Origin of the sequence: Pseudomonas sp. NPDC090755 (assembly GCF_044769005.1) — a bacterium.
Lineage (GTDB): Bacteria > Pseudomonadota > Gammaproteobacteria > Pseudomonadales > Pseudomonadaceae > Aquipseudomonas.
In genome coordinates, this window is the sequence record NZ_JBIVXC010000010.1 from 61,742 (window position 1) to 75,598 (window position 13,857).

The window sequence follows — 13,857 nt, forward strand, 5'->3', positions numbered from 1 at the left end:
CTGTTACTCGGTCGTTCCAGGCATGGGGCCTTCGCGCTCAAGTAGCTGACGCTTGCGCTCAACGCCCCAGCGATACCCCGAAAGGTTGCCATCGCTGCGCACCACCCGGTGGCAGGGAATGGCTACCGCCAGGGCATTGGCCGCACACGCCTGGGCCACAGCGCGCACCGCCCTGGGGGCGCCGATCTTGCGGGCAATCTCGGCATAGCTGGCTGTGGTACCGGCCGGGATCGTTCGCAGGGCTTGCCAGACCCTTTCCTGGAAGGCAGTGCCGCGCAGGTCAAGCGGCAGGTCGAGGCCGATCCCCGGGGCTTCGATCAGGCCTACTACCCTGGCGACCAGGGTTTCGAATCCGCTATCCCCGCCCAGTAGTTCTGCCTTTGGGAATTTGTCCTGCAGGTCGTGTAGCAATTGCTGTGGGTCATCACCGAGCAGGATCGCGCAGATGCCCCGCTCACTCTGCGCCACCAGGATCGAACCCAATGAGCATTGGCCGATGGCAAAACGGATTTCGGTATTGGCCCCCCCATCGCGGTAAGCCCCGGGGGTCATGCCCAGGCGCGCGTTGCTGGACTCGTAGAAGCGGCTGTTGGAGTTGAACCCGGCGTCATACAGGGCCTCGGTGATGCTGCTCGACTGCTGCAACCGGGTGCGCACCTTGCGTGCCCGGTGAGCCGAGGCGTAGGCCTTGGGCGTGACGCCGGTAATGGCCTTGAACACTCGGTGAAAGTGGAAGGGGCTCATGCCGAGTTGTTCGGCCAATTGGTTGAGGCTGGGCGCCGATTCGGCCGTCTCGATCAATTGGCAGGCATGGGTAACCTGGGCCCGATGCTGTTCGGCCCGGTGCGTCTGATCCGCTGCCCGGCGCCTGCTGGGGCGGTAGCCTGCGGCTTCGGCTTGCTCGGCGGTGTCGAAGAATTCGACATTTTCGATCCGTGGCAGGCGCGAGGTGCTGCTGGGGCGGCAGTACACCCCGGTGGTGCGCACGGCATAGACGAAGGCCCGGTCGGCTGCCGGGTCGCGGGCGAGCATGGCTTGCCAGCGTGGGTCGGTTTCGCTGATGCGGGGTTTGCCCTGGCTCATTTCAATGTGCTCTCGCTGAGTGTCAACGGCTCCAGAGTGGCGCAGGCAACGGCGCAAGTAACTCCGGGTCTTGCGTTCAAACTCGCAGGTTCGGCACCCGCCACAGGTACCAGGCGGCGACGGTTCGATAAGGGCTCCAGGCTTGTCCGAGCTCGATCATCTGTCGACGCTTGGGCTGGGTTTGCAGCCCCTGCAGGCGACGGTAGCCCTCGCGCACGCCAAAGTCATCGGCCGGCAGGATATCCATGCGCTCAAGGGTATAGATCAGCAGCATCTCCACCGTCCAGCGGCCGACACCCCGCAGGCTGACCAGGCGCTCGATCAGTTGCTTGTCGTCCAGCGCCAGGGCCTGGTCATGATCCGGTACCAGCCCCTCTTCGCGGGCACGGGCAATGCCCTGGATGGTCGCCAGTTTGCTGGCGGAAAAGCCACAGGCGCGCAGCTGATCCGGCGTGGTCGCCAGCACCTGCGCGGGGCTGGGGAAGTCGCAGCCTGGATAGAGCGCCAGGAAACGTCCGAGGATCGCATCGCCGGCCTTGACGTGCAGTTGCTGATAGGCGATTGCCCGTACCAGCGCCTGGTACGGGTCGCGATGGGGGCGCGGCTGATGCTGGCAAGGACCGATGGCCTGGATATGCGCGGCCCACTGTGGGTCCAGGGAAGCCAGGAAACCCTCGGCCTGGCGATAGAATTCGCTCATGGTGTCTCCAGGGCCTGTGCCACCCGCTCCAGTGCCTGTTTCAGTTCGGCACGGCTGCTGGCGGCGGACAGGCTGATGCGAACGGCCGGCAGGTCGCTCTGTTTTACCGCAAAGACATCGGCGGGGACCACCTCCACGGCATTGGCCCGGCAGCGTTGCACCAGGACGTGTGCCGGTTGCGTGCAGTGCAACCAGATGTGCGGGGAGGGATGCTGGCCGTAGAGCCGGTCACTGCCCAGGATCCGGCGTGCCAGACGCCAGCGCCAGGCGACTTCTTCGCGCTGCCAGGCCAGGCGCCGGGCGGCGGTGCCGTCGGCGATCCAGCGACAGGCGATCTGCAGGTTCAGCGGTGAAACCTGCCAGTGGGTGGCCTGGGCATGGGGGTCGACCTTGGCCAGCCACTGCGGATCCGCGACGATCCAGCCCAGGCGCAAGCCTGCGCCGACGGTCTTGGACAGACTGCTGACCAGAATGCCCTGCTGGCCGAGTAGCGGCCATAAGGCGGGCGGCTCGACCAGCGCGCCGTAGACATCATCCTCGATCACCAGCAAGCCGTGGCGGTGCACCACGTCGGCCACGGCCTGCTGGCGCTCAACGCTCATGCAGGTGGCGGTGGGGTTCTGCAGGCTGGGTGTAAGCACCACCACCCGTGCACCGGTGGCCCTTGCGACGCGGTCCAGGTCGTGCGGGATGATGCCGTACAGGTCCTGGGCAATGCCATGCAAGGGCAGACGCAACTGCCGACAGGCGGCCTTGATGCCAGGCGCGGTCAGGGCTTCGACCAGCACCGGCTCGCCGGCCTGGCACAGCGACAGCAACAGGCTGAACAGGCCCTGCTGGGCACCCCCGCACAGCAACACTTGGCTCGCAGTCAGTTGCAGGCCGCGATTGGCCAGCCAGGCGGCGCCTTGCACCCGGGCGAGCAACAGCGCCTCGGCACTCAGGTAATGCTCCAGGCTACGGGTATCGCCACTGCTCAGCAGGCTCTGCAGGGTGCGCTCGATGTCGTGGTTGTCAGGGTCGATTGCCGGCACGTTGGTCGACAGGTCGATCAGGTCGGGCTGCACGTCCTGTTGCTTGAGGTGGAACAGCGTGGCCTCCTTGCTGCCGGCCAGCACATAGGTGCCGCGGCCGACTTCACCGCTGACCAGGTGACGCACGGCGGCCTCCCGGTAGGCCTGCTGCGTGGTGCTGGGGTTGAGCCCCAGGTTCCAGGCCAGGCGTCGCTGCGGCGGCAGGCGCTCACCGACTTTCAGCTCGCCGCCCTCGATGGCTGCGGCAATGGCATCGACCAGAGCCAGGTAGCGTGGTTGGTCATTGTCGGGGAGGGTAGGGGTCCACATTTATTGTTGGCCATGCAATATAAGCTTTTACCCATACAATGCCCCGGCGCTAGGATCAGGTCAAATCCACTGCTGCCGAGGTGTTCCATGTTCGACCTGCCTGCCTTGCGTGATGCTGCCCGCCTGGTGAATGCCCATGTGCCTGCCACTCCCCAATATGCCTGGCCGCGGCTGGCCGAGCGCCTGGGGTGCGAGGTCTGGGTCAAGCACGAGAACCATGCCCCGACCGGCGCCTTCAAGGTCCGGGGTGGCTTGCTCTATGTGCAATGGTTGCAGGCCGAGCGGCCGCAGGTGCGGGGACTGGTCACCGCCACCCGGGGCAACCATGGCCAGAGCATGGCGCTGGCGGCGCGCAATGCCGGGCTGCCGATCATCATCGTCGTGCCCCAGGGTAATTCACGGGAAAAGAATGCGGCGATGCGCGCCCTCGGTGCGGAGTTGATCGAGCATGGCGTCGACTTCGACCAGTCCCGCGAGGAGGCTGCGCGCCAGGCGCAACAGCACGGTTATGAAATGGTGCCGTCCTTTCATCCGCAACTGGTACGCGGGGTGGCGACCTATGCCCTGGAGTTGCTTGAGGCCGTGCAGGACCTCGATTGCGTGTATGTCCCAATCGGCATGGGCTCGGGCATCTGTGGCCTGATCCAGGCCCGTAACCTGCTGGGGCTGCGCACCGAGATCGTCGGCGTGGTGTCCACGGCGGCGGATGCCTTTGCCTTGAGTGTCGAGCAAGGCCGGATCGTCACCACCGCCACCGCCGACACTTTTGCCGACGGCATGGCCTGTCGCATACCGATGCCCGAGGCTTTCGAAATCATCCGCGAGCATGCGGCGCGTATCGTGCGGGTCAGTGATGATGAAATCGCCCGGGCCATGCGTATTTATCACGAGGATACCCACAACACGGCGGAAGGTGCGGGTGCTGCAGGCCTGGCGGCACTGATCCAGGAGCGCGAGCGGCAACGGGGGCGCAAGGTGGCGGTGATTCTCAGTGGTGCCAATGTCGATCGGGAGCGGTATGCGCAGGTGTTGATGGGGTAGGCAAAAAGCAATTTCTTCCAATACAGCCACGGCGTTTCCCGCTTTAATAGCGCCTGCCTTCAACGCTGTCTATGGAATGCCCCATGCCGTTCTCCAATGGATTTCTCCTCAGTCTTTCCCTGTGCCTGGATATCGGCATCGCCAATATCGCCATGATTACCCTGGCCATGCAGCGTGGTTTTCTCCAAGGGCTCTGGCTGGGGCTGGGCACCTGTGTGGGCGATCTGATCTATGCGCTGGCGGCCCTGGCCGGGATGACCGTGCTGCTGCAGTTCGAGGCCGTGCGCTGGGTGTTGTGGGTGGGCGGGTCGATGATGCTGATCTGGTTTGCGCTGAAGATGCTGCTGGCCGCCTGGCGCGGTGAGGGGCATCTGCAACCGGGCGAGGTGGTGGTGGAATCGTCCTGGCGCGAGTTTGTCCGCGGGATCGTGCTGGCGATATCGTCACCCAGCGCCATCCTCTGGTTTGCTGCGGTGGGCGGGGTGCTGATCTCCCGTTCGGGCGGTGGCAGCCTGATGGAAGCCGGGTTGTTCCTGTCCGGCTTTTTTGCCGCCGGGCTGCTCTGGTGCCTGTCGCTGTGCCTGATCGCCAGTCACGGCGGGCGGTTGCTGGGTGACCGGCTGCTGACCTGGTCCTACCTGCTCTCGGCGGCGATTTTCTGCTACTTCGCGGTCTACGTGATTGTCTCCGGTTATCGGGAATTCATCCTTGCCGTGCCGACTGCCACAGCGGGTCTATAATCAGTCGGGGCACCCGCGCGCAGGTGCCGTCAGGCCGGAGGATCTTTGCGATGAAAGGTCTTGATGCAAAAAAAATGGCCAAGAAAAAACCCCTGAAAACCGCTGATGAAAAACGCGCCGCCAAACGTGCAAAACGTGCGGCAGCCAGTGGTTTCCTTCCATGACAACGACCAGGAGCCCCGAGAGGGGCTCTTGTTTGATTAAGGCAAAGGAAATGTCCGATCCGATTCAACCCGCAGTCCGACCCGTACGCTTCGAGGAAGCCGCCACGTTGGTCATCGCTGGTTTGCGCGAGCACTTCAAGCAGTCCACGGTCAGCGATATTCCAGCACTTTGGCAGCGTTTCGAACCTTATATCGGTCGGGTGCCCGGGCAGGTCTCTGACTTCACCTATGGCGTGTGCTTCAACGGCGACGGCAAAGGCAATTTCGACTACATCGCCGGCGTCGAAGTGGCGAACATCAAGATGCTGTCGGACAAGTTTCAACACGTCAAACTCAAGCCCCAGCGCTATGCGGTCTTCGAGCACCATGGCAACCTCGACCACCTCAAGGATACCTTCCAGGCCATCTGGCACGACTGGCTGCCGGCCTCCGGCGAGCAGGCCGCGCAGGCGCCGGAGTTCGAGCGCTATGGCAAGGATTTCGATCCGTTCGACAGCCGCAGCGTCATGGAGATCTGGTTGCCGCTCGAGCCACGCTAGGCTCGGGCCGGTAACTATTTTCAGCGCTGCTGTCGATTCCTCGCACCGTCATTCGACCATCTGTGAACGCGCCGAACCGATCGGCGCCCCGCACCTGTCGACGCACAGAGGACACGACCATGAGCAGCACAGCCGAACGTGAAATCCGTCAACTGATCGAGCAGTGGATCCCGGCCGTTCGCAGCCGGAACATTGACGCCATCACTGCCCCTTATGCCGAGAACATCCGCGCCTTCGATGCGGTCAAGGCCCTGCAGTTCCAGGGCAAGGCCGCCTACCGCGCCCACTGGCAGGCCTGCATGGAGCATTGCCCCGGCGAGATGGTCTTCGAGGTGGAGCAGTTGCAGGTGCAGGCCACGCCGGAACTGGCCATTGCCCATTGGCTCAACCGCTGCGGCCCGGCCACCCCGCAAGGCGGTGAGGACCAAAGCTGCTACATGCGCGTCACCGTCGGCTACCAGCGTATTGGCGGGCAATGGCAAGTCATCCACGAACACTGGTCGGCGCCTTTCGACATGGAGTCCGGTGCGGCCCTGTTCTCGCTAAAACCTTGAGCTGAAAACGGCCGGTCTTACGCCAAATCGCGCTTTCCCTGATGGTGTGATCTACCGTCATAGTGCACTTTCCGCTGTGGAGATGACGATGAAATACCTGTGCCTGGTCTACTGTGAAGAAGGGCTGCTGCACAGCCTGCCCGACAGTCCTGCCGACGCCGAATGCATGGCCTATGCCGAATCGATCCAGGGCAGCGGACGCATGCTGGCCGCCGAAGCGCTCAAGCCCGTACAGACCGCGACCACAGTGCGCGTGCGCGGTGGGCACATGAGCCTGACAGACGGCCCTTTCGCCGAAACCAAGGAGCAACTGGCCGGTTTCTACCTGGTCGATGCACGCGACCTCAACGAGGCGCTGAACATCGCCAAGGGCATACCTGCCGCCCGGGTCGGCAGCGTCGAAGTGAGGCCGGTCCGCGAACTGCAACCCTGAACCGAGGGAGAGCATCACGATGAGCCTTTATTCACCCGGGGCGGCGCAATACGAGCTGTCCCTCACCCGCCTGATCGATGCGCCGCGCAGCAAGGTGTTCCGGGCCTGGACCGAACCTGAGCTGCTGGCGCAATGGTGGGGCCCCAACGGCATGTCAACACCAGTGTGCGAAATGCAGTTGTGGGTGGGTGGGCTGTTTCGCACCGTGATGCAGGCACCAGACGGCACCGAATACCCGAACCAGGGCGTGTTCCTGGAGATTGTCGAGCCCGAGCGGATTGTCTTCACCGATGCCTTCGGACCGGGCTGGGTGCCGTCGAGCCAGGCATTCATGACCGCGGTGGTGACCTTCGAGGATGTCCAGGGCAAGACCCGCTACACCGCACGCGCCTGGCACTGGAATGCCGCCGATTGCCTGGCCCACGAGGAAATGGGCTTTCATCGCGGTTGGGGCGAAAGCCTCGACCGGCTGGTGGACCTGGTGATCCACAAGATGCCGGGCTGATGACGACGCTGGCGCAGGCGCGGGCCGAGGTCGAGTCGGTCTATCAGCGGGAGTCGCGTCGCATCCTGGCGACGCTGATCCGTCTGCTGGGTGACTTCGACCTGGCCGAAGAAGCCATGCACGAGGCCTTCTTCGTGGCCGTGGAGCGTTGGCAACGCGATGGCATTCCTGCCAATCCTCGGGCCTGGCTGGTGTCCACCGGGCGTTTCAAAGCCATTGATGGGTTACGCCGACGTGCCCGTTTCGACCGCTCCCAGGCGAAGTTGATGATGGCCCTCGAGGCGCTGGAGGAGGATGAGGTGGAGCATGAAGAGCTTGAGGACGATCGCCTGCGCCTGATCTTCACCTGTTGCCACCCGGCACTGGCTGCCGACGCCCAGGTGCCACTGACCTTGCGTGAGGTCTGTGACCTGACCACCGAGGAAATCGCCCGGGCCTTCCTGCAGAGCCCGGCCACCATCGCCCAGCGTATCGTGCGTGCCAAGGCCAAGATCCGCGATGCGCAGATCCCCTATCAGGTGCCTTCGCTGGCCGAGCTGCCCGAGCGGCTGGACAGCGTGCTGCGGGTCATCTACCTGGTGTTCAACGAAGGCTATTCGGCGTCTTCGGGTGATAGCCTGATGCGCAACGACCTGAGCGACGAGGCCATTCGCCTGGGGCGTTTGTTGCAACAACTGCTGCCCGACCCTGAAGTCCTCGGCCTGCTGGCGTTGATGCTGTTGCAAGCCTCGCGACAACAGGCACGCAGCGATGAAAACGGCGAGTTGATCCTGCTCGACGAACAGGATCGCAGCCTGTGGAGCCGCGAGCTGATCGCCGAGGGCTGCCAACTGGTGCAACAGGCGCTGCGCAGCCGGCAGTTCGGTGTGTACAGCCTGCAGGCGGCCATCGCCGCCGTGCATGCGCAAGCCGCCAGTGCCGAGCAGACCGACTGGGAAGAAATCGTGGGTTTGTACGACGTGCTGTTGCAGGGCTGGCCGTCACCGGTGGTGGAACTCAATCGCGCCGCCGCCCTGGCACGCCGCGATGGTCCCCAGGCAGGCCTGGATGCAATAGACGTGATTCTGGCCCGTGGCCAGTTGCAGGAATACCACCTGGCCCACGCCGCCCGTGCCGAGCTCTGTCGGCAACTGGGACGGCCGGAGCAGGCGCGGGCAGCCTACGAGACTGCGCTGGGCCTGACCGCCCAGGGCGCCGAGCGGCGCTTTATCGAGCGCCGCCTGCGCGAGCTGTAAACCTCAGCCGATGCTGATCGGTGGCGGGCTGACCAGGTCGACGACCTGCTGCTTGCGTGGTGCGAGAATCTCGGCTTCACCTTCGACCACCAGTTCGTCTCTCTGGTTGTACACATTGGTGGCGATGCGCACTTTGAACTTGGGCAGCTTTTCCAGGATTTCCAGGCGCACGGTCAGGGTATCGCCGATCTTCACCGGCTTCTGGAAGCTCATCTTCTGACCCAGGTAGATGGTGCCCGGGCCAGGCAGCTCGCAGGCCACCGCGGCGCTGATCAGGGCACCACTGAACATGCCGTGGGCGATACGCTCCTTGAACATGCTCTTGGCAGCGAACTCGGCATCCAGGTGCACCGGGTTGTGGTCACCGGACATCGCCGCGAACAGCTGGATGTCGCGTTCTTCGACGGTCTTGCTGAAACTGGCGGTCTGGCCGACTTCAAGGGCTTCGTAGGGCGTGTTGGTGACCTGGGTCATCGATTCGGTTCCTGTAGGTGCGGGGGCGGCCGTCATTCGCTGCGGGCAGGGCGGCCAAGGGCCAGGGCCTGTTCCAGCCAGTCGATGATCGCGGCCGTGACCTCGTCACGGTTGGTTTCATTGAGCAGTTCATGCCGTGCTTGCGGGTACAACTGCAACTGCACATGCTGGTTGCCGGCCAGGCGCAAGGCACCGGCCAGATCCTTGAGACGCTTGCCGGCACTGACCGGATCACATTCGCCGCCCATGACCAGGATCGGCAGGTTCGGATCGATCTGTTTGAGGTTGGCTGGCCGGCTGATCTGTTCCAGGCCCATGAGCAGGTCGATCCACAGGCGGTTGCTGCAGCGAAAGCCGCACAGCGGGTCGGCCACGTAGCGGTCGACCTCGGTGCTGTCGCGGCTAAGCCAGTCGAACGGCGTACGATTGGGCGTGAAGGCCTTGTTGAACGAGCCGAATGACAACCAGTCGATCAGTGCGCTGTGGCCCAGCGGACCCTGGCGCCAGGACTCGAATCGGGCGATCACGCAGGCGGTACGGTACAGCGCCGGTGGCTGGAAGTTCGAGCCGCTGAGCACCGCCCCCTGCAGGCTGGCGCCGTGGTGCATGAGGTAGGCCTGGGCAATGTAGCTGCCCATGCTGTGACCGAACAGGAATACCGGAGTGCCCGGGTACTGCAGGCCGATATGCTGGCTGAGCAGACCCAGGTCGTTGATGACCGTACTCCAGCCGTCGTGCCGGGCGAACAGGCCCAGGGTGCCGAGTTCGGCGGTACGGCCATGGCCGCGCTGGTCGTGGGCGATCAGGGCAAACCCGGCTGCGCACAAGGCTTCACCCAGGCGCTGGTAGCGACCTGCGTGCTCGGCCATGCCGTGGACCAGCAGCACCACCGCCTTGATCGGCGTGTCCGGCAGCCACTGGTAGACATACAGGTTGCTGTGATCGCAGGTCGCTAGCCAGAACGCATCGTGGTGCATGGCGGGTCCTTGTGCACGCGGGTCGGTGAGTGAGCACAGTGTATAACCCAAGCATGCAATCGAAAGGCGGCCACAAACAAGATTCACAATGTTAATGACAGCCCTTGGCGTATTTGCCACCCGCGGCATACCTGCTAACGTCGGCACAGTACCCTCTTCGCCAAGCAGGTAAGGGGGCCCGGAACGGCTCAGGTATGAGGACAAGAATAAATGCAAGCTGATTTCTGGAATGACAAGCGCCCTGCAGGCGTTCCTTCGCTCATTGACATGAATGCTTACAAGTCTGTGGTCGAAGTGTTCGAACGCTCCTGCAAGAAGTTCGCTGACCGCCCGGCGTTCAGCAACCTGGGGGTAACCCTGAGCTACGCTGAGCTGGAACGCCATTCTGCGGCCTTTGCCGCCTACCTGCAGCAGCACACCGATCTGGTGCCGGGCGACCGCATTGCGGTGCAGATGCCCAACGTGCTGCAGTACCCCATCGCTGTATTCGGCGCCATGCGTGCCGGGCTGATCGTGGTCAACACCAACCCGCTGTACACCGCGCGCGAGATGCGTCACCAGTTCAAGGATTCCGGGGTTCGTGCGCTGGTGTACCTGAACATGTTCGGCAAGCTGGTGCAGGAGGTGTTGCCCGACACCAACATCGAATTTCTCATCGAGGCGAGGATGGGCGATATGTTGCCGGCGGCCAAGGGCTGGCTGGTCAACACCCTGGTCGCCAAGGTCAAGAAAATGGTGCCGGCCTACCACCTGCCCCAGGCGGTGCCGTTCAAGACCGCCCTGGAACAGGGGCGCGGCCAGTCACTGCGGCCGGTGGCGCAGAGCCTCGATAACGTCGCCGTGCTGCAATACACCGGCGGCACCACGGGGCTGGCCAAGGGCGCGATGCTGACCCACGGCAACCTGGTGGCCAACATGCTCCAGGTGCTGGCCTGTTTTTCCCAGCACGGACCGGATGGCCAGCGGCTGATCAAGGAAGGCCAGGAAGTGATGATCGCGCCGCTGCCGCTCTACCATATCTATGCCTTCACCGCGAATTGCATGTGCATGATGGTGACAGGCAACCACAACGTGCTGATCACCAACCCGCGGGACATTCCCGGTTTTGTCAAAGAGCTGAAGAAGTGGCGGTTTTCGGCGCTGCTGGGGCTCAACACCCTGTTCGTCGCGCTGATGAATCATCCAAAGTTCAAGGAACTGGACTTCTCGGCGCTGAAGGTCACCAACTCCGGCGGCACCGCGCTGGTCACGGCCACGGCCGAGCGTTGGGAAGCCCTGACCGGTTGCCGCATTGTCGAGGGCTATGGCCTGACCGAAACGTCGCCGGTGGCCAGTACCAACCCTTACGGCCAACTGGCGCGCCTGGGCACAGTCGGTATTCCGGTGCCGGGCACCGCGTTCAAGGTGATTGACGATGAGGGCAATGAACAACCGTTCGGCGAGCGCGGCGAGTTGTGCATCAAGGGCCCGCAGGTGATGAAGGGTTACTGGCAGCATCCCGAGGCCACGGCTGAGGCGCTGGACAGCGAAGGCTGGTTCAAGACCGGCGATATCGCGGTGATCGACCCCGATGGTTTTACCCGGATTGTCGATCGCAAGAAGGACATGATCATCGTCTCGGGTTTCAACGTGTACCCCAACGAGATCGAAGAAGTGGTCATGGGCCATCCGCAAGTGGCCAACTGTGCAGTGATCGGAATCCCCGACGAGCGTTCCGGCGAGGCGGTGAAACTCTTCGTGGTGCCGAGGGAGGGCGGGGTCAGCCTTGAAGAGCTCAAGTCCTATTGCAAGGCCAACTTCACGGGTTACAAGGTGCCCAAGCACATCGTAGTGCGTGATTCGTTGCCGATGACGGCGGTGGGCAAGATCCTGCGGCGCGAGCTGCGCGACATCGCCTGACCGTAGCCGCTGCCGCCAGGCTGCGATCGACTGCAACGCAGTCGCAACCCTGGCGCTTCGGTTAGGGCCGACGCCGCGAGGTGGTCAGGTTTTACGACCGCTTCGCGGCCGATCGCAGCCTGGCGGCAGCGGCTACAGGGCGGCTGGAAATCGGCTGTTTAGGTTTTTTACTCTAAAAATGACTACGGTATAATCAAGAGTCATTTTTGTGACTGTTTGGGCTGCTTTAGCTCTAGGCGACCCCTGGCAAAGCTGCTACTCTCGGCCCGCTTTCGATTATCAGGTTTGCAATAAACCGTAATCTCATATCAATAATAATCGCATCGACTGCGGTGAAGAATTCGCTGTTGCTGAAGGAGTGGGCTTCCATGATCGAAAATTTTTGGAAGGATAAGTACCCAGCCGGGATTGCGGCGCAAATCAATCCTGACGAGTACCCGAACATCCAGGCAGTGCTGAAACAGTCCTGCCAACGCTTTGCTGATAAACCAGCCTTTAGCAACCTGGGCAAAACCATTACCTACGGCGAGCTGTACGAGCTGTCGGGGGCGTTTGCCGCCTACCTGCAGCAGCACACCGACCTGCAACCTGGCGATCGTATCGCCGTGCAGTTGCCCAACGTCCTGCAGTATCCGGTCGCCGTGTTCGGCGCTTTGCGTGCCGGCCTGATCGTGGTCAACACCAACCCGTTGTATACCGCGCGGGAAATGGAGCACCAGTTCAACGATGCCGGCGCCAAGGCACTGGTGTGTCTGGCCAACATGGCGCACCTGGCCGAGAAGGTGGTGCCCAAGACCCAGATCAAGCACGTTATTGTCACCGAAGTGGCCGATATGCTGCCACCGGTAAAACGCCTGTTGATCAACAGCGTGATCAAGTACGTGAAGAAAATGGTGCCGGCCTACCACCTGCCCAAGGCGATCAAGTTCAATGAAGTATTGAGCAAGGGCGCGGGCCGGCCGGTCAAGGAAGCCAGCCCGGACAGCAACGATGTTGCCGTATTGCAGTACACCGGCGGTACCACCGGGGTGGCCAAGGGCGCGATGCTGACCCACCGCAACCTGGTGGCCAACATGCTGCAATGCCGAGCGCTGATGGGCTCGAACCTCAATGAAGGTTGCGAGATCCTCATCACGCCACTGCCGCTGTACCACATCTATGCCTTCACCTTCCATTGCATGGCGATGATGCTGATCGGCAACCACAACATCCTGATCAGCAACCCGCGCGACCTGCCGGCGATGGTCAAGGAGCTGTCGAAGTGGAAGTTCAGCGGCTTTGTCGGCCTGAACACCTTGTTCGTTGCCCTGTGCAACAACGAAACCTTCCGCAAGCTGGATTTCTCCGGCCTGAAGATCACCCTGTCGGGCGGCATGGCCCTGCAGATGAGCGTGGCCGAGCGCTGGAAGGCGGTCACCGGTTGCGCCATCTGCGAAGGTTACGGCATGACCGAAACCAGCCCGGTGGCGGCGGTCAACCCGGCCGAGCAGAACCAGGTCGGCACCATCGGCATTCCGGTGCCCTCGACCCTGTGCAAGGTCATTGACGACGCCGGTGTCGAATTGCCGCTGGGTGAAGTCGGTGAGCTGTGCGTGAAAGGTCCGCAGGTGATGAAGGGTTACTGGCAGCGCCAGGACGCCACCAACGAGATCCTCGACAGCGAAGGCTGGTTGAAGACCGGTGACATCGCCCTGATCCAGCCAGACGGCTACATGCGCATCGTCGACCGCAAGAAAGACATGATCCTGGTCTCCGGTTTCAACGTCTATCCGAACGAGCTCGAGGATGTGCTGGCAGCACTGCCGGGCGTGTTGCAGTGCGCGGCTATCGGTGTACCTGACGAGAAGTCCGGTGAAGTGATCAAGATCTTCATCGTCGCCAAGCCGGGGGTGACCCTGACCAAGGAGCAGGTGATGGAGCACATGCGCGCCAATGTCACCGGCTACAAGGTGCCGCGTTACGTCGAGTTCCGCGAGGTGCTGCCGACCACTAACGTCGGCAAGATCCTGCGCCGTGAGCTGCGTGATGAAGAGCTGAAAAAGCTGGGCCTGAAAAAGATCGCCTGAGGTCACTGAGGGCCCGTGGGAGCGGGCTTGCCCCGCGAAGCGATGTGTCTGACACACCGCTATCGCGGGGCAAGCCCGCTCCCACCCAAGACAGTTGTTCCCAC

Annotated in this window: 14 protein-coding genes; 9 read left to right on the forward strand and 5 right to left on the reverse strand. The window is 62.8% G+C overall.

The window, feature by feature from the left end; all coding sequences use genetic code 11:
- Window positions 1–3 precede the first annotated feature (3 nt).
- The 3 genes from ada to ACIQUS_RS16080 all read right to left on the reverse strand — a co-directional run bounded on the left by ada (window position 4) and on the right by ACIQUS_RS16080 (window position 3,126).
- Entirely contained in the window at window positions 4–1,083 is a 1,080-nt protein-coding gene (gene ada / locus ACIQUS_RS16070; RefSeq protein ID WP_403048318.1) for a bifunctional DNA-binding transcriptional regulator/O6-methylguanine-DNA methyltransferase Ada, read from the reverse strand.
- A gap of 76 nt (window positions 1,084–1,159) precedes the next feature.
- Entirely contained in the window at window positions 1,160–1,783 is a 624-nt protein-coding gene (locus ACIQUS_RS16075) for a DNA-3-methyladenine glycosylase family protein (protein WP_403048319.1), read from the reverse strand.
- Entirely contained in the window at window positions 1,780–3,126 is a 1,347-nt protein-coding gene (locus ACIQUS_RS16080) for a PLP-dependent aminotransferase family protein (RefSeq protein ID WP_403048320.1), read from the reverse strand. Before ACIQUS_RS16080 ends, ACIQUS_RS16075 begins: the two co-directional genes overlap by 4 nt.
- A gap of 87 nt (window positions 3,127–3,213) precedes the next feature.
- Here ACIQUS_RS16080 and ACIQUS_RS16085 point away from each other — a divergent pair, with 87 nt between their 5' ends.
- The 7 genes from ACIQUS_RS16085 to ACIQUS_RS16115 all read left to right on the forward strand — a co-directional run bounded on the left by ACIQUS_RS16085 (window position 3,214) and on the right by ACIQUS_RS16115 (window position 8,337).
- Window positions 3,214–4,167 (forward strand): threonine dehydratase, encoded by a 954-nt coding sequence (locus tag ACIQUS_RS16085; protein WP_403048321.1) that lies wholly within the window; start codon window positions 3,214–3,216, stop codon window positions 4,165–4,167.
- An 83-nt stretch (window positions 4,168–4,250) separates the two neighbouring features.
- Entirely contained in the window at window positions 4,251–4,907 is a 657-nt protein-coding gene (locus ACIQUS_RS16090) for a LysE family translocator (RefSeq protein ID WP_403048322.1), read from the forward strand.
- 214 nt (window positions 4,908–5,121) lie between these two features.
- Window positions 5,122–5,610, forward strand: coding sequence for a GyrI-like domain-containing protein (locus ACIQUS_RS16095; protein WP_403048323.1), 489 nt, complete (start codon window positions 5,122–5,124; stop codon window positions 5,608–5,610).
- Between the two features lie 119 nt (window positions 5,611–5,729).
- On the forward strand, window positions 5,730–6,164 hold the full coding sequence (locus ACIQUS_RS16100; RefSeq protein WP_403048324.1) for a YybH family protein: 435 nt from the start codon (window positions 5,730–5,732) through the stop codon (window positions 6,162–6,164).
- A gap of 88 nt (window positions 6,165–6,252) precedes the next feature.
- A complete protein-coding gene (locus ACIQUS_RS16105; protein WP_285863713.1) occupies window positions 6,253–6,597 on the forward strand; it encodes a YciI family protein in 345 nt (114 codons plus the stop codon).
- Window positions 6,598–6,616: 19 nt separating this feature from the next.
- Window positions 6,617–7,102, forward strand: a complete 486-nt coding sequence (locus ACIQUS_RS16110) for an SRPBCC family protein (RefSeq protein WP_403048325.1) — start codon at window positions 6,617–6,619, stop codon at window positions 7,100–7,102.
- Window positions 7,102–8,337 carry an RNA polymerase sigma factor gene (locus ACIQUS_RS16115; protein WP_403048326.1) on the forward strand — a complete coding sequence of 412 codons (1,236 nt, stop codon included), beginning with the start codon at window positions 7,102–7,104 and terminating at the stop codon, window positions 8,335–8,337. Before ACIQUS_RS16110 ends, ACIQUS_RS16115 begins: the two co-directional genes overlap by 1 nt.
- A gap of 3 nt (window positions 8,338–8,340) precedes the next feature.
- Here the strand turns inward: ACIQUS_RS16115 and ACIQUS_RS16120 are convergent, their stop codons facing one another.
- Window positions 8,341–8,811: a MaoC family dehydratase gene (locus ACIQUS_RS16120; RefSeq protein ID WP_403048327.1), complete on the reverse strand. Its 471-nt coding sequence runs from the start codon at window positions 8,809–8,811 to the stop codon at window positions 8,341–8,343.
- Window positions 8,812–8,843: 32 nt separating this feature from the next.
- The gene (locus ACIQUS_RS16125; RefSeq protein WP_403048328.1) at window positions 8,844–9,788 is read right to left on the reverse strand and encodes a lysophospholipase; all 945 of its coding nucleotides are present in this window, start codon (window positions 9,786–9,788) and stop codon (window positions 8,844–8,846) included.
- 210 nt (window positions 9,789–9,998) lie between these two features.
- On the opposite strand from ACIQUS_RS16125, the gene fadD2 reads away from it, so the two are divergent.
- Window positions 9,999–11,687 (forward strand): long-chain-fatty-acid--CoA ligase FadD2, encoded by a 1,689-nt coding sequence (gene fadD2 / locus ACIQUS_RS16130; RefSeq protein ID WP_403048329.1) that lies wholly within the window; start codon window positions 9,999–10,001, stop codon window positions 11,685–11,687.
- A 368-nt stretch (window positions 11,688–12,055) separates the two neighbouring features.
- Entirely contained in the window at window positions 12,056–13,753 is a 1,698-nt protein-coding gene (gene fadD1, locus ACIQUS_RS16135) for a long-chain-fatty-acid--CoA ligase FadD1 (protein WP_403048330.1), read from the forward strand.
- Window positions 13,754–13,857: the final 104 nt, after the last annotated feature.